We start from the raw sequence: 19528 nt of genomic DNA, 5'->3' as shown, positions 1-19528 counted from the left end.
ACGGGGATTCACCGCGCGCCACCACAGCGAGGATACGCAGCAGGGTCACAGTTAAAACGGCGCGCATTATAGCGTTGCGCAAGCGCATCAGTCGGCAGCGATCACGCCACGACGCACCTGGTCTTCTTCGATGGACTCGAACAACGCCTTGAAATTGCCCTCGCCAAAGCCCTGATTGCCCTTGCGCTGGATGATCTCGAAGAAGATCGGGCCGATCACCGTGTTGGTGAAAATCTGCAGGAGGATGCCGTCATCGCTGGGCGCGCCATCGATCAGGATGCTCAGCTCGCGCAGCACCTCGGTCGGCTCGCCATGCCCGGCCACGCGGCTGTCGACCTTGTCGTAGTAGGTGCCGGGGGTGGCCATAAACGCCACGCCATTGGCCCGTAACTGGCGCACGGTGGCGTAGATATCGTCGCTGCTCAGGGCGATGTGCTGGATGCCTTCGCCGTGGTAGTCGCGGATAAACTCCTCGATCTGCGACTTGTCGTCGGCCGACTCGTTGATCGGGATGCGAATCTTCCCGCAGGGCGCAGTCATCGCCCGCGACAGCAGGCCGGTGAGCTTGCCTTCGATATCGAAATAGCGGATCTCGCGAAAGCCCGCAATGCGCTCGTAGAAGCCTGACCAGACGTCCATCTGCCCACGCTTGACGTTATGGGTCAGGTGATCGATTTCGCACAGGCCCAGTGCATTATCCTGGGGCGTACGCCCTTCGATATAGTCGAAATCGACGTCGTAGATGCTCTTGTCGCCATAGCGGTCGACCAGGTACAGCAAGGAGCCGCCGATGCCCTCGACACAGGGAATGTTCAGCTCGCCAAAGTTGGCGTGGCTGCCTACCAGCGTGGCGCCCTGGGACTCTACATAGGCTGCGGCCTGGGCGGCATTGTGCACGCGAAAGGCCATGGCGCAGGCACTCGGCCCGTGCTTCAGACCGAACTCGCGCACATGCCCGCTGGGGCTGCCGTTGAGCACGAAGTTGATGCCATTCTGCTGGAACAGCCAGACATCCTTGGAGCGGTGTTTGGCGGTTTCGGTAAAGCCCATGGCGCGGAATAGCTCACGCAGTTGCTGAATGCCTTCGGGCGTCGGTGCGGTGTACTCGACGAACTCGAAACCGTCGGTGCCGATGGGGTTGTGCTGCTCGATCCTGTTCACGGCGTTCATGGCGCCTCCTGATTGTTGTTGTGGTCAACCGCTGCAGGTGGAGCAACGGCGTGGAGTGACCTCATAACAACCGAGCGTGGGGCGCTACTCAAGACTGGCCTGGGCAGATGCCCTCCAGCGCTGCTGAGCAACCGGCACGATTTTCTTACAGGACTCGAATATTCGTAGATAGCCAGCGCACCAACCCGCCGGTCGTAACGCTTTATTTACAGAGTGGTTGGCAAACGTGCCAGCCACTCACGCAGAGCGCTCGAATCCATAAGCACGCTCTACCTTCGCCACACGGGTAGTACAGGCGGCATACCAGATAGCCCGGCCCTTCTCACGCACCACGACATGCTCGGCGTGGTTGCGCCAGGCGAGAATCGCCTCTTCGCTTGCCCAATAGGACAAGGTAATACCCAGGCCATCGCTGCGCGCCGACTCGACACCGAGAAAACCCGGCTGCTCGCGCGCCAGCTCGAGCATGCGCTGCGCGGCGGCGGCATAGCCGTGGTCCCCAGGAGTGCGTATCGAGGTGAACAGCACCACGTAATACGGCGGTGTGGGCGTGGCGGCGATCATGCCGGCTGCACCTGACGCGCTTCATGGGTAGCCTGCACGGCGCAGGCGCCGACCAGCCCGAGCACTACGGGCGGCACCCGCCCTTGTAGCGCTGCGCGCTCGGGCTGGAACAGGGTGGCGATAAAGAACGGATGGTCATCCAGCTCGATGGCGCGCACCTCGCCGCCATCATCGTGACCGCTGGCCTTCAGCGACTGTGCCAGCAGCGGCTCGCGAAACTGCTCCTGCAGACCATAGCGGCACAGGTACTGCTCGCTGATCTCGCGCACGCCATACAGCTCGGCAATCCGCGAGCCGGAGACCAGACGCACCCGCGCACTCACATCCAGCAGCGCACAGGCCAGCGGCGCGATCATCGGGTTGGCAGCCTGGGGCGTCAGCTCGGCGTGTTCGGCATCCACCCAGCCGAGCTGGTGCCGCGCGTATTCCAGCAACGCATGCTGAAACCCACCACAGGTGCCGAGGAACGGCACTTTGCGCTCACGGGCCAGGCGAATCGCACAGAGCGCGCCGGCCGTGCTGACATAGGGGCTGCCTGGCACGCACCAGATGCCGTCATAGTCTTGCAGGCACTGCCCGTCGCCGATGCTGTCGCTGGCCAGCCAGTCAAAAGCGACCGTAACACCCAGCGCCTCACCGGCCAGGCGCAAGGCCTCGGGAATCGCGCGGTGCGCCGTGATCGCTGCGTTGTAATCGCCTACCAACGCGACCTTGATCCGACATTCGCTGAGCATGTGCTTCTCCCCTGTTGTGTGATGGCCCGCATCCCACTATAAAAGGGCGTTAACGCAATAATAATTGGCGCTTAAGCAACTAGAGATTGCACCCATGCAATATCAAATCGGCCATGCCGACCTCTGTCTGGTGCTGGCCCTGGTCCGCGGTCGCTCCCTGGCCCGCGCCGCCGAACTGCTGCAGGTCGACGTCTCGACCATCTTTCGCGCCATTCGCCGGCTGGAAGCGGCGCTGGGTGTGGCCCTGTTCGAAAAAAGCCGACGCGGCTACACGCCCACCGACACCGCCCAGGCACTGGCCGAGCAGGCCGAACGTGCCGAGCTGGCACTGGACGCCGCCCGGGTAGCGCTGGAACAGGGCAAACAGGTGGTCAGCGGCACCGTGCGCCTGACCTGTACCGACGCCGTGCTCAGCAACCTGCTGCTGCCCGCACTGGCGCGCTTTATGCCGAACTACCCAGCGCTGGCGCTGGAACTGGTCACCTCCAACGACTTCGCCAACCTCAGCCGGCGTGATGCCGACGTCGCCCTGCGCCTGACCCGCCAACCACCGGAACACCTGGTCGGCCGCCGACTCGGCGCCGTCTCCTATGTGGTCTGCGCGCGCGCCGATGGCCAGGACCGCAGCGACCTGCCCCGGCAAAGCTGGATCGCCCCCGACGAGTCGATGCCAGACCACGCCACCGTAGTCTGGCGCCTAGACCATCTGCCGGGGGTAGTCCCCAGCTACCGCTGCAGCAGCATGTCCGCGGTGGCGCAACTGACCGCCGCCGGTCTCGGCGTAGCCGCCCTGCCCGACTTTATCCTGCGCGGCCGGCCCGAACTGCACGCCATCAGCGAGCCCTTGCCAGGCTGCGACACCGAACTCTGGCTGCTGACCCGCCCAGACTGCCGCTCGCTGCGCTCGGTGCAGACGCTGTTCGAGGAACTCAGCAAGGCCTTGATGAGCGAAGGCTGAGCCGCATAGCCGGAGATCGCAGGGAGTGAAGAGCGACGTCCACCCTACATCTGCAAAACCAGGCGACCTGGGCAACGGCTAAAAGCATCGCCGCTAAAGCGCCTCCCACAGGTGCAAGGCTGCGCCTTGGTGGGAGGGGCTTCAGCCGCGACAGGCTTTATTGGTTTACCGGCTAGATGCTGCGGGCTCACATGCCCAGGGCGCTTCTGTCCAACAGGTGACTCATGGCCGCTTTGAGCTTCATCGGCCGTACCGGTTTGTGCATCAGGGTGTGGCCCAGCTCGCGCATTTGCTGTTTGAGCTCGTTGCTGTAGTTCGCGGTGATCATCAGGGCTGGCAGCTGTGCGCTGCGCCGCGCGTTGATCTGGGCGACGGCGTCGACGCCATTGCGGTCGTCGTCGAGGTGGTAGTCGGCGATCAGCAGGTCGGCGTCGGCGTGGAAGTTGTCGACCTGGCGCGCCAGATCCTGCTCGGACAGCGCGGTGATCACCTCGCAGCCCCAGGTTTCCAGCAGGGTGCGCATGCCGGCGCAGATCGCCGCGTCGTTATCCAGCACCCACACCCGCGCGCCGCCGAGGCGTTCGACCAGCGGGTTCGGCGCTTCCTCCAGCGCCCGGCTGCGCGGCGCGCGGGTGGTCAGCGGCACTTCAATGGCGAACAGCGAGCCCTTGCCTTCGCAGGACTGCACGCGAATGCGGTGGCCGAGCATGCCGGCGATCTTTTCGACAATCGCCAGGCCCAGCCCCAGACCGCGGTCCTGCTTGCGCAGGCTGGCGTCGCCGCGTTTGAACTCCTGGAAGATCTCGACCAGTTTGTCCTGGGCGATGCCGATGCCGGTGTCCCAGACTTCAATCGACAGGCTCTGCCGATGCCGCCGACAGCCAAGCAGAATGCGCCCATGCTGGGTGTAGCGGATGGCGTTGCTCAGCAGGTTGCGCAGAATCCGTGCAAGCAACTGCAGGTCGCTGCGCACCAGCGCCGAGCAGGGCACAAAATCCAGGCTCAGGCCTTCGCTGCCGGCGATCTGGCGGTATTCGGCGGCGAGGTTTTCCAGCAGGTCGCTGACCGCAAAGGGCGCGATATCGGGCTTGATCACCCCGGCGTCGAGCTTGGAAATGTCCACCAGGGTGCCGAGCAGGCTTTCCACATCCTCCAGGGAGTTGCTGATATTGCGCACCAGCGGCGCGTGACCGGCCGCCCCCTTCTCCAGCAGCGCGCTGGTGAACAGCCGGGCGGCGTTGAGCGGTTGCAGCAGGTCGTGGCTGACCGCCGCGAGAAACTTGGTCTTCGACAGGTTGGCCTGTTCCGCCTCGCCCTTGGCCTCGCGCAGGCGCACCTCCATGCGCGTGCGCTCGTCGATCTCACGGCGCAGTTGGCCGTTGAGTTCGGTCAGTTCGGCAGTGCGTTCACGCACCCGTTGCTCCAGGTGCTGATAGGCCTGATGCAGCGCCTCGGCGGTGCGGCGGCGCTCGGTGATGTCGCGGATCAGCACGAAAATACCGACCACCTCGCCGCTGGCCTGCCGATTGGGCACGTAGGAACGCAGCATGTAGCGCTCCTGGCCATGGTGGTTGGTTTCGGCAAACTCGAAGGTCACGCTCTCCCCCGACAGTGCCCGCTCCACGTATGGCTCCAGGCGCTGCCAGTGCTCCTGGCTGTGCACCACCCGCAGGCTCTGGCCGAGCATGGCGTCGCGCGGCCAGCAGTACCATTCCTCGTAGACCTTGTTGGTGAACTGGTAGACCAGATCGGCCGTGAGGTAGGCGATCAGCGCCGGTACGTGGTCGGTGATCAGGCGAATCCAGCGCTCGCTCTCGCTCAGCGCCTCGGCCTGGCGATAGCGCTCGGTGATGTCGGTAAAGGTGTTGACGAAGCCGCCGGTGGGCAGCGGATGGGTGCGCACCTCGAGCATGCGGCCGTCGAACAGGCGCAGCTCCATCTCGCTGATCGGTTTGCCCTGGGCATCGCGACTGGCCGGGGTCAGCAGGGCCAGTTCGCTGTCGGCCATGACCTCGGCGAACGGCCGGTGCGCGTTGATCGGCGCCAGCCCGCAGAGATCGAGAAAGCGGTGATTCCACAGCTCCAGCGCGCCCTCGGCGTTGACCATGGCCATGCCCTGGGACAGGTTGTCGACGGCGCGCTGCAACAGCCGCGACTTCTGCGCCAGGGCCTGTTCGCGGCGCAGGGTTTCGTTCTGTTTGACCTCGGTGATATCGGTGTAGAGGATCACCAGCCCGCCCTCGCGGGTCGGCCGTTCGCTGACCTGCACCCAGCGCCCGTCCTGCAGGCGGTAGAGCATGTGCTCGTCGCGGCTGCCGCGCTGCTCCTCGACCACCAGGCCGGTGCTTTTGCTCAGGCGTTTGATTTCTGCCAGGCGCGTACCGGCGCCGATGCGCGCGCGGCTGTGCGACCAGAACGACTTGAAGCGGCTGTTGAACAGCACGATGCGCTGCTCACGGTCGAACAGCACGAAGCCATCGGAAATGCTTTCGATGGCATCGATCAGGTGCTGGTGCGCGGTCTCGGCGCGTAGGCGGGCGTCGCTCAGCAATTGGTTGCTGGACTTGAGTTCGGCCATGGCCTGGTTCAGCGCATCGGTGCGCTCGCGCACCTGCTCGGCCAGCACCACGGAATGCTGGAACGCGGTGTAGCCGTCGTCGCCGTGGGCCTGGGCCGATTCGACCCGCTCGATCAGCGCCGCGTTGATCCGCTTGAGCTTGTGATTGGCCAGCTCCAGCGCCTCACAACGGGCTTGCAGAGCGGCGCACTCAGCCCCGACCGGGGCGCCCGATGGCGACGCCGGTGAAGGTCTGGTTGATGTGCATTCCATTGAACTGCTCCCCGTAGGTGTTGAAGCCGATCACAGGCTGGTTGCGCAAGAACGCCGAGACCGGCTCGACGCCGCCCTGGGCCTCGATCTCCAGGCGCCGCAGGAAACAGTCACAGCCGATGGTCAGCAGCAGCGGCCCAAGACGCTCGCGCAACCCGGCGAAGACCTGCTCCAGGTCGGGCAATAACGGCCCAGGGCGCATGGCGGTGAGCACGATGCCGTTCTCCACCGCGCAGTAAAACGTCAGGCTGAGGTCATCGTTGACCCGCTGAATGGAGCGCACGTAGTACTGCTCGCCAATGCGCACCGCCAGCGGGTGAGCAGCGAACAGTTGATGGTCGAGAGCCTCCAGCGGCACGCCGATCAGCTCGGCATACTCCAGGGCGGCCGGCCCGGCATTCAGTTCGAAGACCCGACGGCTGGCGCTGTCGGCGCGGGTCACCACGAGTTTTTCGCTGCCCGGCAACATGTGGTGGGTGCTGAACACCTCGAAATCCAGCCAGGTGTTGAACAGCACCACCACCGCCGCGCCACGGTGGAACTGGCCGCCGTGGTAGACGTGGGTGTGGGTCAGGTGGTTGTCGTCCCCGGCCGACCCGCCGAAATGCGGGATGCTGCCAAAGGCGGCGCTGAGCGCACCGAGCACCACCTCCTCGCGGCTGGACAAGCCATCGAGCAGGGTCAGGGCAAAACTGTGGCCCTTGATCGAGGCCAGTTCGTTGTTGCGGCAATCGCCCACCAGGCGTTCCACCAGTTGCTGGGCGTCGATCAGGCTGAAGCGCTCCATCTCGTCGATCAGCGCGCTGGCGATGGAAAAGCTGCGGTGGTCGAAGCCCACGGCGCTGACGCAGCCGCGGTCGTAGCCCTGGGCGGTGATCTCGCCGGCGCTGGTGCAACCGACCAGGCTGACCCCGCCGAAGTACTGATCCAGGGTCGCGCCCAGGCGCTCCAGGTCGTATTCGGCCGAGCAGAAGAACAGCACAAAGCCCAGGTGCGGGTGGATCAACTGACGCGCCAACTCCTGGGCCACCAGCTCGACATCGCTGGCATTGGAGGTGGCGGTGACGACGCCCTCGGTGTGCAGGTGTGGCATGGCGGGCCCCGTAAAATCGCCTACATGGCATGGGGTCATTCTACGAAGCGCGCCCCGCCGGCCCCATGCCACTTGAGTAGCGCCGGCCTCGTTCCTAAGTAGCAGGTTGGCTGACGGTCGTCGGTTCACGACAGATAGCGGCGTAACACCAGCGGCAACCCGAGGAACAGGCCGGTGACAATCAGCAGGATCGATAACAGTTCAAGGCTGTAGATGCTCATCGAGGATCCTCCGCAGGCAGTGTGCAAACACACAAAAGCCGGGGGGTTTAACCCACCCGACTTTTGCGCACGTCTAAAAAGCCACCGTAGATGCTTTGTAAAAGTGTCCTGTGGGGCGACTTACCAGCTGACCACGGCCCCTACAGCAAAGGTGTCGGTGTCTTCGCCCAGACCGCTGCCGGTGGCGGCATCGATCTCGTACTGGTTGTACTCGGCGACCAGCTTGAGGTTGTCGTTGATGGTGCGGAAGTACGCCACGCCGCGGGTCTCATAATCGGCGGCCGTGCCCAGGCCGTTGCCGTCGTCTTCGGTCTTGCCGTAGGACAGCGCCAGGCGGTTCTTGCCGAAGGTGTAAGAGCCTTGCAGCAGGTAGCCTTCGCTGTCGATCTCGCGCAGCGTGGCTTCACCAGCGTTGTTGGTGAAGAACGGGTTGATGCCCTCGGCCTGGAAGCCCGAGGCGGTTACCGAGAAGCCGTTGAGCTTGGCCTGTACACCGTAGCCGAGGCCCTGGGAAGTGACGGAATCGACGCTGTTGTCGGTGTTATCCGAGGTCTGGTAGGCGCCGTTGATCCACGAGTAAATGGTCGCGCCGCCGAGCTCGAACTGGTAGCTGACCTCGGACTCGAAACGCGGCTCTTCCTGGTACGACTTGCCCACCGCGCTGTCGTCGTTGGTGTCCACCGGGTCAATGATGCCCACCGCCACGCGCAGGCCCTCGGCCAGGTTGTTGTTGCGGTAAGTAATCTGCGAAGTCGGGAACGGGTACGGGTAGCCGGTGCCGATATTGCCGAAGGACACGCCGGTACCATCGACCAGGCCGAGGGTGTCGCTGACGTTGCCGTAACCGGCCAGCAGCTCGTCGAGGAAGATATTAGAGCGCGAGAACAGGCCGAAATCCTTACCCACCAGCACTTCGCCCCAGGCCGGGTTGGCCACGGTGCCGTAGAACTGGCGCACGTCGATGGCGGTGTCGGTGCCGTTGGTTTCGCTGTCGTTGATGGTCACCCAGAACGAGGCGCGGCCACCGACTTTCAGATCGTCGATCTGCTTACCGAAATTAAAGCCCAGCCAGTTCGGCAGAAAGCCCATTTTGACCCGCGACTGGCGACGGTCGAATTGCTCGCCTTCGCGGTCCACGTCGCTGTTGACGAAGAACGCGTTGATATAGCCGTCGGTGGAGAACGTGGTGTCGTCCTGGTCGTACAGCACGATCTCGGCGGCGGCCTGCTGGGCGCTGGCCAGAGCCACGGCAGCTGTCAGGGCGAGGGGCAGGAATAGAGGGGTGGCGATTTTATTGTTGTGCATAGCGCTCTCCGCGTCAGGGGTCGACCATCGTCAGTCGGGTCGGGGCCGATTATCGAAAAGCCCTGCCCCGCGCCCCATGCGCCCTTGGCAGCGAACGCCTGCTGCTTTGGCCGCTGCGCCCGGCGCAGGCGCAAAGACGTACGACCCGGCGCGCGCGGGCGCTACATCCAAGGGTGTATGGCGAAGGTCGTAGACGCCGGAGTTGCAGCGTTTTTCGCGTCGGCGCGATCCCAGCGAGCCCAGCAAGCGCCCAGGCATCACTGCGCCATGCCCGGCTATGGGGCGGCGCCCTGCTTGATCAGTTGACGGGGCGATAAGGGCGGCGCGACGCTTTCATATGCGAGAACATACAAGTCGTGCCCTGTGGCGAATGCTATGCACAACATCGATGCAGTTGAATGGCTGCAATCGCTTCGCCACAGGCGTGGCGCCAACGGCTGCTGGATGCTGCAAGCCGGCTCATACAGGTCACGCGTGGTGGCCTGAACAGACTTGCAACAGCCAACGGGGCATAGCCTTCCGTGGCTACGTCAGAACGGCCGGTTACCCGCTGCATGGTCCAGCAGCAGCGCCGGGGGCTGGAAGCGCTCACCGTACTGCTCGGCCAGGTACTGGGCGCGGGCGACAAAGTCCTGCAGCCCGTACTGGTTGATGAACTGCAACGCGCCGCCGGTCCAGGCGGCAAAGCCGATGCCGAAGATCGAACCAATATTGGCGTCCGCCACTGAGGTCAGCACGCCCTCCTCCAAGCAGCGCACGGTTTCGATGGCCTGGATAAACAGCAGGCGGTCACGCACATCCTGTGCGGCTATTTGCGCCTCAGGCTGCTCGAAACGCGTCTTCAGCTCGGGCCACAGGTATTTCTTGCCGGCTCCTGGGTACTCATAGAACCCCGCGCCGGCCGCCTTGCCGGGACGTTTGTACTCGCCAACCATCATCTCGATCACCGCGAACGCCGGATGCTCGGGCATGGCCTTACCCTCGGCCGCCAGGTCCTTGAGGGTCTGCTGGCGAATATGCTGCATCAGGCTCATCGACACCTCATCGCTGATCGCCAGCGGCCCGACCGGCATCCCGGCCTTACGTGCCTCGTTCTCGATCAGCGCGGCGCTGACGCCCTCGCCCAGCATGGCGATGCCTTCGTTGGTGAAGGTGCCGAACACCCGCGAGGTGAAGAAGCCACGGCTGTCGTTGACCACGATCGGGGTCTTTTTAATCTGCATGACGTAGTCAAAACCGCGCGCCAGGCTCTCGTCGCTGGTCTGTGCGCCTTTGATGATCTCCACCAGGGGCATCTTGTCCACCGGGCTGAAGAAATGCAGGCCGATAAACCTGTCCTGCTGCTGCACCGCCGTGGCCAGGCCGGTGATCGGCAGCGTGGAGGTGTTGGACGCGATCAGCGCATCGACCAGGGCAGCCGCAGCGGCTGCCGCCGTGACCTTGCCCTTTAGCTCGCGGTCCTCGAATACCGCCTCGATGATCAGGTCGCAGCCAGCAAAGTCAGCCTCACGCTCGCTGGGTGTGATCAGGGCGAGAAAGGCGTCGCGCTGTTCGACGCTCATATGGCCCTTGCTGACTTTCTTGTCGAGCAGTGTGGCCGAGTAGCGCTTGCCCTTTTGCGCGGCCTCGAGCGAGACATCCTTGAGTACCACTTCGATGCCCGCCGCCGCGCTGACATAGGCGATCCCGGCGCCCATCATGCCGGCGCCGAGCACGCCGACTTTCTTGGTCTGGTAGGTCGGCAGCCCCTGGGGCCGCGAACCACCGGCGTTGATCTGGTTAAGCTGAAACCAGAAGGTACCGATCATGTTCTTCGCCACTTGCCCGGTGGTCAGCTCGGTGAAGTAGCGTGCCTCGATGATCTGCGCCGTGTCGAAATCGACCTGGGCGCCCTCGACCGCCGCGCAGAGGATCTTCTCCGGTGCCGGGAAACAGCCTTTGGTCTTGTCACGCAGCACGCTGGGCGCGATGGCCAGCATCTGCGCCACATTCGGCGAGCTGGGCGTACCGCCGGGGATCTTGTAGCCCGGCACGTCCCACGGTTGCTTGGCCGCCGGGTTGGCGGCAATCCAGGCGCGGGCCTTGGCCAGCATGTCCTCGCGGCTGGCGGCCAGCTCGTGGATCAGCCCGGCCTTGAGCGCGGCGTCCGGGCGCACCTTCTTGCCCTCGGCAAGGTACGGCAGGGCCTTTTCCAGGCCGAGTAACCGCACCATGCGCACCACCCCACCACCGCCGGGCAAAAGCCCCAGAGTCACTTCCGGCAGGCCAAGCTGTACATGGCTCTCGTTCAGGGCAATGCGATGGTGGCAGGCCAGGGCAATTTCCCAGCCACCACCCAGCGCGGCGCCATTTATAGCCGCCACCACCGGCTTGCCCAGGGTTTCCAGGCGGCGCAGCTGGCCTTTGAGCTTCAGGATCATCGCGTAGAAGCTCTGCGCATCGGCCTGGGTGACCTTGATCAGCTCACCAAGGTCGCCGCCGGCGAAAAAGGTCTTCTTCGCCGAGGTGACGATGACCCCGGCAATCGACTCCTTCTCGGCCTCCAGTCGCTCGACGATCTGCGCCATGGCCTCGCGGTACACCGCGTTCATGGTGTTGGCACTCTGGCCGGGCATGTCCATGGTCAGCACGACGATTGCGTCCTGACCTTTTTCGTAACGGATGGCATCAGTCATTTTTGAAATTCTCTACCCAGATGTCGGAGGAGCGCTTCAGCGGCGTCGCAAGCGATGGTCAGGTCGGGGGGCGTAGGCAAGAATGAGCACTCCCGGAGGACTTCCAACCCTGCATGGCCGAGCGCAGTAGCCGGTGCTAGCGCCTTAGACCCGCTCGATAATGGTGGCAATCCCCATACCGCCGCCGACGCAGAGCGTGGCCAGGCCGTAGCGCAACTGGCGTTTCTCCAGCTCGTCGAGCAGCGTGCCGAGGATGGCGCAACCGGTCGCGCCCAACGGGTGGCCCATGGCGATGGAGCCGCCGTTGACGTTGACCCTGTCCTCGCTCACGCCCATGTCCTTCATGAACTTCATCACCACCGAGGCAAAGGCCTCGTTGACCTCGAACAGGTCGATGTCGGCAATCTTCAGCCCGGCCTTGGCCAGCGCCTTGCGCGTGGCTGGCGCGGGGCCGGTGAGCATGATGGTTGGATCGCTGCCGGTCACGGCGGTGGCGACTATCCGCGCGCGCGGCTTAAGCCCCAGCTCGCGGCCCTTGGCCTCGGAGCCGATCAGCATCAACGCAGCACCGTCGACAATCCCGGAGCTGTTGCCCGGCGTATGGATATGCTCGATCCGCTCGACATGGCTGTAGACGCGCAGCGCAGTGGCATCGAAGCCCATCTGCCCCATCATCTCGAAGCTCGGCTTGAGCGTGCCCAGCCCTTCGAGGGTGGAGTCGCCGCGAATGAACTCATCATGATCGAGCAGCACGATGCCGTTCTGATCGGCAACCGGCACCAGGGATTTGTTGAACGAGCCATCCGCACTGGCACGGGCCGCTTTTTGCTGCGAGCGTAAGGCGAAGGCATCGACATCGGCGCGGCTGAAGCCTTCCAGGGTAGCGATCAGATCAGCGCCTATGCCTTGCGGCACGAAGTCGGTCTGGATATTGGTCGCTGGGTCCATCACCCAGGCACCGCCGTCCGAGCCCATGGGGATGCGCGACATCGACTCGACACCGCCGACCACCACCAGGTCCTCGAAGCCTGAGCGCACTTTCATCGCGCCCAGGTTGACCGCCTCCAGGCCTGAGGCACAGAAACGGTTGAGCTGCACGCCGGCAACACTGACATCCCAGCCGGCGACCATGGCCGCCGTCTTGGCGATATCAGCGCCCTGGTCGCCCACCGGGGTTACGCAGCCCAGCACCACATCGTCGACCTGGCTGGTGTCCAGCCCCGTGCGCGCCTGCAAGTTACGCAGCAGGCCAGCCACCAAGTCGACCGGCTTGACGCTGTACAACGCACCGCCCTTCTTGCCTTTGCCGCGTGGTGTACGCACGGCGTCGTAGATAAATGCCTCAGTCATGCAGTCCTCGCAGATGCAGCCGCTGCCGCCGATCGGCGTAGCGCGTGGGTGGTCCGGTTGCTGTCACCATAGCGCGGCACAGATTTCACTCAATGACCGATCCGCTCAGGTCCGTTGACCGCTCGGCTCAGACCAACGGTCAAACAGCGCAAGAAGGCAAACGCAGGCGTCTAGCTCAAGGGGCGATGTCGGTAACCCAGCGGCCTTCATAACCTCTGGCTCCTAGCCTGCAATCCTTAGCAATCAAGGCGTCTATAGCCAGCCTCAGGCCACCCCTACAGTTAAATCACGCCACCGGTAGTCCGTTGTCAGGTCGGCGCTGCAGGAGTCGTCGCCGGGTTTTGCCGGGGCGGTTTGAATGATCGTCATGAGGCGTGAAGTTGCACCGCACAGTAGGCGGTGCCACCAAACGCCGTAAAAAACAACAAGGCCAACCGCCATGTTCAACCCCATGAAAATACGCCAGGCAGGCATGATCGTATTGGCTACAGCCGTGATCCTGATCTTGCCCAACCTCACCCGTCTGGTCGGCTAACGCTGAACATCACCTCTGCCAGTGCACCCTGCGCGCTCCCCTGGAGCGCGTCGGCGGCGGCAGCCCACTCTGCAAACATCTGGAGGTCTGCGCCTGTGCTAGGGTGATTTCACTCAGCCTAAGGAGCACGCCATGCGCAGCCTATTTTCCACCCTCTGCCTACTTATCAGCCTGCCCCTGTTGGCTGGCGAAGCGGAAATCGGCGCCGCTCTGGCGGCCTTGCAGTCACCCGACAGTGTGCTGATTGACGTACGCAGCGCCGAGGAATTTGCCGCTGGCGCCTTGCCCGGCGCCGAGCAAATCGAACCGGAACAGATCGCCAGTCGCATTGGCGCTATTGCCCCCGACAAAGCGGCGCCGATCATTCTTTACTGCCAGAGTGGCCGCCGCTCCGGCATCGCAGAAGAAAACCTGCGTGCCATGGGTTACAGCAACCTGATCAACGCCGGTAGCTATGAAGATCTGAAACACGCTCTGGAGTCCCAGGATTGAACGCACGTCGTCTCTGCACCGCCCTGTGGCTCCTGCTGCCCTTCATCCATCTGCATGCTGCCGAGTTGACGCTGGAGTTGGGCACCCACAGCCAGCGCCTGAGCAGTGCGCAACTGCTCGCCCACCCGCAGGCGCAAACGGTCGAGATCCGCGACGATGTCAGTTATAAGCGCAGCATGCGCTACCGCGCCGTGCCCTTGGCGGCGCTGCTGCAAGGCGTGCAGCCGGGCGATCACCTGCAACTGGTGGCCAGCGATGGCTTTGCCGCCGAACTCTCCGCAGCCCCTGCATTGAGCCAGACCGGTAGCCAGGCCTGGCTGGCCATTGAAGACCCAGCCCAGCCCTGGCCGCCTCTGGGCGCTGGCAAACCCAGCGCCGGGCCGTTCTACCTGGTCTGGCAAAACCCCGCGGCCAGCCAGATTGGCCCGGAACAATGGCCATTCCAGCTGGCCAGCATCCGCACACTGGCCCCGGTGGCGCAGCGTTTCCCCCAGCTACTGCCCGCCGCTGACGCCAGCCCGACGGTACAGGCCGGCTTTGCCCAGTATCAGAAAAACTGCATGGCCTGCCATCGTCTGAATGGCGCGGGCGACTCGCAATTCGGTCCGGACCTGAATATCCCGCATAACCCGACGGAGTATTTCAGCAGCGATTTTCTGCGCCGCTATATCCGCGAGCCCCAGAGCCTGCGCCGTTGGCCGCAGGGCAAGATGCCGGGGTTTACGCTTGAGGTGATGAGTGAGGCGCAGCTAAGCGAGTTGCTTGAGTATTTGCAGCATATGGCAGGGAGAAAGGTACAGCCTTGAGCCCGTGATGCTGGTAGATGAACATCCAGGTGCGCACGGCGCACCCTACAGAATAGCCCCTCTGCCGTTGCGGCAAAGGGGCTGAGCGGATTACTGCTGCTGTACGCGCAACACCGGCGAGACCAGCACATGGGCGCACATCTGCTCACCGCCGCCACCACGGCGCATGCCACGTACCGGGCAGGCGTCGAGGTAATCCAGGCCCACGGCGAGTTTCAGGTGACGCTCCGGGCGGGCCAGACAGTTGGTCACGTCAAAGCTGTACCAGGCGCCATCGACCCAGGCTTCGGCCCAGGCGTGGCTGGCCAGGTGGTCGTGGCTGTCGGTGAACAGGTAGCCGGATACATAGCGCGCCGGGATACCCAGGCTACGTGCGCAAGCGAGAAACGCATGGGCGTGATCCTGGCAAACGCCTTGGCCACCGGCAAAGGCCTGGGCCGCGCTGGTGTCCACCACCGTGCTGCCGGGCTGGTAGCTGATATGTGCGTTGAGCGCATGCATCAGATCAATCAACCCATGGCGATCCTGGCGGGCAGCGCACTGCTGGCGGGCGAAGGCACGCAGGGCCTCGTCCGCTTCGGTCAGGCGAGTGAAGCGCAGGAATGGCAGCGGCGATTGCGCCTCGTGCTCGGCCTCGCGCTGCTCATCGATGACCACCTGGCCACTGGCGCTGATGACGATGGACTCATGCGGCTCGTCCAGGGTCAGCACATGCAGAATATTGCCGTAGGGATCGAGCTGCGCCCGTGTCGGACGCGGCAGCTTGAGCTGCCAGTCGATCACCTGCTGGCGCTCGCTGTCGTGGGGCGTCATGCGCAGGTACTGGATGCTGCCGCGTACCTGATCGTCATAGTGATAGGTGGTGTCATGGCTTATGGACAGTCTCATGCGACCTCCAGGTAGGACGTGTGAATGGCTTGGCCCAGGTCGCGAATGCGCAGGATGAACTCGGTCAACCAGGCGTGCAGCCCTTCGTCGAGGACCTCTTCGATGCCGGTGTAGCGCAACCGCGCTTCCAGCTCGGCGGCCAGGCGCTGCGCCGGGCGGCCGTTATTACCGGGCAGGCCGGAAAGCATCAGATTCAGCTCATCGACACAGGCGCGCAGCGAGCGTGGTACTTCCGGACGCAACAGCAATAGCTCGGAGACCTTGCGGGTGCCGGGCGAGCCGCGGTAAATCTCGGCGAAGGCCTCGAACGAGGACAACGCCCGGAGCAAGGCACTCCACTGGTAGTAGCTGCGCGCCGGCCGGCCATCGAGCTCATCGATGTCTTCACCGAGCATTTCGTAGCGGGCGTCGAGCAGGCGCAGGGTGTTATCGGAGCGCTCGATAAAGGTGCCCAGGCGAATGAAGCGGTAGGGTTCGCCGCGCATGATGGTGCCGAAGGTCGCCCCACGGAACAGGTGCGAACGCTCCTTGACCCACTCACAGAAATGGCTGATGCCATAGCGGCCCAAACCGTGCTCGGCGATCACACGGATCTCCAGCCAGGTGGCGTTGATGTTCTCCCACATTTCTGCGGTAATCCGCCCGCGCACGGCGTGGGCGTTGCTGCGTGCCGCACCCAGGCAGTTGTAGATACTTGCCGGGTTACTGGCATCCAGGGCGAAGAAATGCAGCATGCGCTCGGCATGCATGGGGCCGTGGCGCTCCAGGTAATCGTCCAGGGTGCCGGTAATCACCAGCGGCATGGCCAGTTCGTCCAGGCCATCACCGCGGCCATCCTGCGGCATCAGCGACAGCGAATAGCTGACGTCGAGCATGCGCGCGAGGTTTTCCGCGCGTTCCAGGTAGCGCGACATCCAATACAGGTCAGAGGCAGTTCTCGATAGCATGATCAGTCCTCCACCACCCAGGTGTCCTTGGTACCGCCGCCCTGCGACGAGTTGACCACCAACGAGCCTTCACGCAGCGCCACGCGGGTAAGACCACCCGGCACGATGCGGGTTTCCTTGCCGGAGAGGACGAACGGGCGCAGGTCGATGTGGCGCGGCGCAATGCCGTTCTCGACAAAGGTTGGGCAGGTCGACAGGCACAGCGTTGGCTGGGCGATATAGGCCTCTGGCCGGGCAATCAGGCGAGCGCGGAAGGCTTCGATCTCGGCCTTGGTCGCCGCCGGGCCGACCAGCATGCCGTAGCCGCCGGAGCCCTGGGTTTCCTTGACCACCAAGTCTGGCAAGTTGGCCAGCACATGGGACAGGTCCGCCGGCTTGCGGCATTGCCAGGTGGGCACGTTCTTGAGAATCGGCTCTTCGCTGAGGTAGAAACGGATCATCTCGTCGACATAGGGGTAGATCGACTTGTCATCTGCCACCCCGGTGCCGATGGCGTTGGCCAGGACTACGTTGCCACTGCGATAGCAGGCCAGCAGGCCGGGTACGCCGAGCATGGAATCAGGATTGAAGGCCAGCGGATCAAGGAAGGCATCGTCCAGACGCCGATAGACCACATCGACCTGCTTGGCACCCGCCGTGGTACGCATGTACAGCTTGTCGTCACGCACGAACAGGTCGGCGCCCTCGACCAGCTCGACGCCCATTTCACGGGCGAGGAAGGCATGCTCGAAGTAGGCGCTGTTGAAGCGCCCAGGCGTGAGTACCACCACCGTCGGGTTGTCCAGCGGGCTGGAGCTTTTCAGGGTGTCCAGCAACAGGTTCGGATAGTGGTTCACCGGGGCGATGCGCTGGGCGGCGAACAGCTCGGGGAACAGGCGCATCATCATCTTGCGGTCCTCGAGCATGTAGCTGACGCCACTCGGGGTACGCAGGTTGTCTTCCAGCACGTAGTAACTACCGTCACCGTCACGCACCAGGTCGACCCCGGCAATATGCGCGTAGATGTTGCGGTGCAGGTCCAGGCCCTGCATCGCCATCTGGTAGCCCTCGTTGGCCAGCACCTGCTCGGCCGGCACTATGCCCGCCTTGATGATGCGTTGGTCATGGTAGAGGTCGGCGAGGAACATGTTCAGCGCCTGCACGCGCTGGATACAGCCACGCTCGACGATGCGCCATTCACTGGCAGGAATACTGCGCGGGATGATATCGAAGGGGATCAGCCGCTCGGTGCCCTGATCGTCACCATAAAGCGTGAAGGTGATACCCGCCCGGTGGAACAGCAGGTCGGCCTCGCGCCGGCGCTGGGCCAGCAGTTCGGTCGGCGTGTCAGCCAGCCAGCGAGCGAACTCGCGGTAATGCGAGCGGCACTCACCGCTCGCCAGATGCATCTCGTCATAAAAAGCGCGGGGCATGCCTAACTCCTTGTCACCCGAACATGTATGGATTGTTGCAAGGGCCGAGCCAGAGCGCTTAAGCCTTGCAATTCAATCACTTGGAACAACGCCCTAGAAACAATGCACCAAAATAGCGCAAGGCAATGCCCACTTTACGCTCGCGCGCTCCAGCAAGGCGCATCGCTAGGCGCAAATAAGGCCTGCCTGCCTCAGCCAATGCAGGTAAAAACCCTCTGCTACCCGATTCAAGACGCTCACTCGCTGATTCAGGCTGACGAGCATCTGCGCACGACTCTGCTGGCTGGGCTGATGCTCGTCCAGCAGGTGGTGCCAGTCATCCAGCCATTCACGTATCAGGGCCTCGGTCATTTCCGGGTGGCCTTGCAGCGCCAGCACCCGCTCGCCCCAGGCGAATGCCTGGTTGTCACACCAAGGACTGCGCAGTAGCGGCTGGGCGCCCTCGGGAATGGCAAAGCTGTCGCCATGCCACTGAAACATCTCGAAGGTCTCAGGCAGGTGCGCCAACCAGGGGTTGTATTCAGCGCCCGCGCTGCGGGTCAGCGGCTGCCAGCCGCTTTCGGTGTAGGGCATGCGCTGCACCGGCGCACCGAGCGCCTTGGCCAATAACTGCCCGCCAAGGCAGTGCCCCAGCAAGGGCACCTCGCGGGCCAACAGGTCGCGCAGCGCCATGTCCTCGTCGGCCAGCCAGGGCAGCGCGTCATTGACGCTCATGGGGCCGCCCATAATCGCCACCGCGCGGGCACGACTAAGATCCACGGCGGCAAGCTCACCCTGGTCGACGCGCACTTCACGGTAGGCAATACCACGCTGGCGCAGCACCTGGCCCAGATGGCCCGGCGGGCAATACGCCACGTGGGTAAAAATCAGTACCTCGCTCATGGCCGTTCCCCCAATCACTTCAAGGCGTCGAGCTTGGCATAACAAGCGTTGCTGAGCCCATCGAATAGGCATCGACCCGCCACAGCGGGTCGATGTCATTCGCGAGTCCTACGGGCGGCCCGCATCAGCGAGCCGCCGCACTGCCTAAGGTCGCGCCCCCCTGACCTCCTGGGTGACACCCCAACCGTCGAACGTGCCCCCAAGCGGAAGGACCACCGACTTCATGTCGTGCTCGAAGTCGCCAATACCGGCATAGGTGGCGTACATCACTTTGCTGACCTGCAGGTGCCAGGCGCCGTCATCACGCTCGGTTACCAAGGCATGCAGGGATTCACCGCGGAAATTGCGGGTGGCCTGACGCGCGCGCGCCTCATCGGGAAAAATGGCATAGAACTCGATGGGATGAACGCTGGCAAAGTCGAAACCGCCCTCTTTCATCCGCCGCAAAACACCACTGCTGACATCATCGTGCAAGGCTGTGCTCATGAAGGTACTCCTCAGGCGATGGATGGATGAACCGCTTTCCCATTGCAACCATCCCGGGGAGGGATGGTGTCGCGACACCTTGAAAGATGCCGCCCGAGAATCAGGCAGGATGCACCTGATGTGTCATAAGCCAGACCTGAAGCCAGGGCTGGTCGACGGTGATACCGCAGACGCCGGTAT

Annotated in this window: 16 protein-coding genes; 3 read left to right on the top strand and 13 right to left on the bottom strand. The window is 63.7% G+C overall.

The genetic code is table 11. From position 1 onward, the window contains the following. Positions 1 to 87: 87 nt before the first annotated feature. The 3 genes from hppD to BMW49_RS01565 form a co-directional block, all read right to left on the bottom strand. Positions 88 to 1170: a 4-hydroxyphenylpyruvate dioxygenase gene (gene hppD / locus BMW49_RS01575; RefSeq protein ID WP_069516851.1), complete on the bottom strand. Its 1083-nt coding sequence runs from the start codon at positions 1168 to 1170 to the stop codon at positions 88 to 90. Between the two features lie 237 nt (positions 1171 to 1407). Beyond that, a complete protein-coding gene (locus tag BMW49_RS01570; protein WP_069516852.1) occupies positions 1408 to 1734 on the bottom strand; it encodes an antibiotic biosynthesis monooxygenase family protein in 327 nt (108 codons plus the stop codon). Continuing rightward, positions 1731 to 2468, bottom strand: coding sequence for a CTP synthase C-terminal region-related (seleno)protein (locus BMW49_RS01565; RefSeq protein WP_069516853.1), 738 nt, complete (start codon positions 2466 to 2468; stop codon positions 1731 to 1733). The genes BMW49_RS01570 and BMW49_RS01565 overlap by 4 nt, the downstream gene beginning before the upstream one ends. 94 nt (positions 2469 to 2562) lie before the next feature. Here BMW49_RS01565 and BMW49_RS01560 point away from each other — a divergent pair, with 94 nt between their 5' ends. Beyond that, positions 2563 to 3426, top strand: a complete 864-nt coding sequence (locus BMW49_RS01560; RefSeq protein WP_069516854.1) for a LysR family transcriptional regulator — start codon at positions 2563 to 2565, stop codon at positions 3424 to 3426. Positions 3427 to 3613: 187 nt separating this feature from the next. Here BMW49_RS01560 and nahK read toward each other — a convergent pair whose 3' ends face one another. The 5 genes from nahK to BMW49_RS01535 all read right to left on the bottom strand — a co-directional run bounded on the left by nahK (position 3614) and on the right by BMW49_RS01535 (position 12900). Then, positions 3614 to 6256: a hybrid sensor histidine kinase/response regulator NahK/ErcS' gene (nahK, locus tag BMW49_RS01555; protein WP_069516855.1), complete on the bottom strand. Its 2643-nt coding sequence runs from the start codon at positions 6254 to 6256 to the stop codon at positions 3614 to 3616. Further along, a complete protein-coding gene (gene nosP / locus BMW49_RS01550) occupies positions 6195 to 7349 on the bottom strand; it encodes a nitric oxide-sensing protein NosP (protein ID WP_069516856.1) in 1155 nt (384 codons plus the stop codon). The genes nahK and nosP overlap by 62 nt, the downstream gene beginning before the upstream one ends. A gap of 341 nt (positions 7350 to 7690) precedes the next feature. After that, complete coding sequence (locus tag BMW49_RS01545) at positions 7691 to 8875, bottom strand: porin (protein WP_069516857.1); 1185 nt, start codon at positions 8873 to 8875, stop codon at positions 7691 to 7693. A gap of 530 nt (positions 8876 to 9405) precedes the next feature. Then, entirely contained in the window at positions 9406 to 11550 is a 2145-nt protein-coding gene (locus BMW49_RS01540) for a 3-hydroxyacyl-CoA dehydrogenase NAD-binding domain-containing protein (protein WP_069516858.1), read from the bottom strand. 144 nt (positions 11551 to 11694) lie between these two features. Further along, complete coding sequence (locus BMW49_RS01535; protein ID WP_069516859.1) at positions 11695 to 12900, bottom strand: acetyl-CoA C-acetyltransferase; 1206 nt, start codon at positions 12898 to 12900, stop codon at positions 11695 to 11697. Positions 12901 to 13567: 667 nt separating this feature from the next. Here BMW49_RS01535 and BMW49_RS01530 point away from each other — a divergent pair. Then, positions 13568 to 13927, top strand: coding sequence for a rhodanese-like domain-containing protein (locus BMW49_RS01530; protein WP_069516860.1), 360 nt, complete (start codon positions 13568 to 13570; stop codon positions 13925 to 13927). Beyond that, positions 13924 to 14733, top strand: coding sequence for a c-type cytochrome (locus tag BMW49_RS01525; RefSeq protein WP_069516861.1), 810 nt, complete (start codon positions 13924 to 13926; stop codon positions 14731 to 14733). The genes BMW49_RS01530 and BMW49_RS01525 overlap by 4 nt, the downstream gene beginning before the upstream one ends. A 90-nt stretch (positions 14734 to 14823) precedes the next feature. Here the strand turns inward: BMW49_RS01525 and BMW49_RS01520 are convergent, their stop codons facing one another. The 5 genes from BMW49_RS01520 to BMW49_RS01500 all read right to left on the bottom strand — a co-directional run bounded on the left by BMW49_RS01520 (position 14824) and on the right by BMW49_RS01500 (position 19348). Then, positions 14824 to 15621: a transglutaminase family protein gene (locus tag BMW49_RS01520; RefSeq protein ID WP_069516862.1), complete on the bottom strand. Its 798-nt coding sequence runs from the start codon at positions 15619 to 15621 to the stop codon at positions 14824 to 14826. Beyond that, the gene (locus tag BMW49_RS01515; RefSeq protein ID WP_069516863.1) at positions 15618 to 16568 is read right to left on the bottom strand and encodes an alpha-E domain-containing protein; all 951 of its coding nucleotides are present in this window, start codon (positions 16566 to 16568) and stop codon (positions 15618 to 15620) included. The genes BMW49_RS01520 and BMW49_RS01515 overlap by 4 nt, the downstream gene beginning before the upstream one ends. Positions 16569 to 16570: 2 nt before the next feature. Continuing rightward, on the bottom strand, positions 16571 to 17980 hold the full coding sequence (locus tag BMW49_RS01510; protein WP_069516864.1) for a circularly permuted type 2 ATP-grasp protein: 1410 nt from the start codon (positions 17978 to 17980) through the stop codon (positions 16571 to 16573). A 165-nt stretch (positions 17981 to 18145) separates the two neighbouring features. Further along, complete coding sequence (locus BMW49_RS01505; protein WP_069516865.1) at positions 18146 to 18862, bottom strand: type 1 glutamine amidotransferase; 717 nt, start codon at positions 18860 to 18862, stop codon at positions 18146 to 18148. 144 nt (positions 18863 to 19006) lie between these two features. Further along, on the bottom strand, positions 19007 to 19348 hold the full coding sequence (locus BMW49_RS01500; RefSeq protein ID WP_069516866.1) for a ribonuclease E inhibitor RraB: 342 nt from the start codon (positions 19346 to 19348) through the stop codon (positions 19007 to 19009). Positions 19349 to 19528: the final 180 nt, after the last annotated feature.

It is taken from the genome of Pseudomonas cuatrocienegasensis (assembly GCF_900110925.1).
In the GTDB taxonomy this organism is placed as follows: domain Bacteria; phylum Pseudomonadota; class Gammaproteobacteria; order Pseudomonadales; family Pseudomonadaceae; genus Aquipseudomonas; species Aquipseudomonas cuatrocienegasensis.
This window is presented reverse-complemented; position numbering and strand designations above follow the sequence as displayed.

Coding starts and splice junctions, on each gene's coding strand:
- hppD (WP_069516851.1), bottom strand. CDS start 1,170: ATGAACGCCGTGAACAGGATCGAGCAGCACAACCCCATCGGCACCGAC.
- BMW49_RS01570 (WP_069516852.1), bottom strand. CDS start 1,734: ATGATCGCCGCCACGCCCACACCGCCGTATTACGTGGTGCTGTTCACC.
- BMW49_RS01565 (WP_069516853.1), bottom strand. CDS start 2,468: ATGCTCAGCGAATGTCGGATCAAGGTCGCGTTGGTAGGCGATTACAAC.
- BMW49_RS01560 (WP_069516854.1), top strand. CDS start 2,563: ATGCAATATCAAATCGGCCATGCCGACCTCTGTCTGGTGCTGGCCCTG.
- nahK (WP_069516855.1), bottom strand. CDS start 6,256: ATGGAATGCACATCAACCAGACCTTCACCGGCGTCGCCATCGGGCGCC.
- nosP (WP_069516856.1), bottom strand. CDS start 7,349: ATGCCACACCTGCACACCGAGGGCGTCGTCACCGCCACCTCCAATGCC.
- BMW49_RS01545 (WP_069516857.1), bottom strand. CDS start 8,875: ATGCACAACAATAAAATCGCCACCCCTCTATTCCTGCCCCTCGCCCTG.
- BMW49_RS01540 (WP_069516858.1), bottom strand. CDS start 11,550: ATGACTGATGCCATCCGTTACGAAAAAGGTCAGGACGCAATCGTCGTG.
- BMW49_RS01535 (WP_069516859.1), bottom strand. CDS start 12,900: ATGACTGAGGCATTTATCTACGACGCCGTGCGTACACCACGCGGCAAA.
- BMW49_RS01530 (WP_069516860.1), top strand. CDS start 13,568: ATGCGCAGCCTATTTTCCACCCTCTGCCTACTTATCAGCCTGCCCCTG.
- BMW49_RS01520 (WP_069516862.1), bottom strand. CDS start 15,621: ATGAGACTGTCCATAAGCCATGACACCACCTATCACTATGACGATCAG.
- BMW49_RS01515 (WP_069516863.1), bottom strand. CDS start 16,568: ATGCTATCGAGAACTGCCTCTGACCTGTATTGGATGTCGCGCTACCTG.
- BMW49_RS01510 (WP_069516864.1), bottom strand. CDS start 17,980: ATGCCCCGCGCTTTTTATGACGAGATGCATCTGGCGAGCGGTGAGTGC.
- BMW49_RS01505 (WP_069516865.1), bottom strand. CDS start 18,862: ATGAGCGAGGTACTGATTTTTACCCACGTGGCGTATTGCCCGCCGGGC.
- BMW49_RS01500 (WP_069516866.1), bottom strand. CDS start 19,348: ATGAGCACAGCCTTGCACGATGATGTCAGCAGTGGTGTTTTGCGGCGG.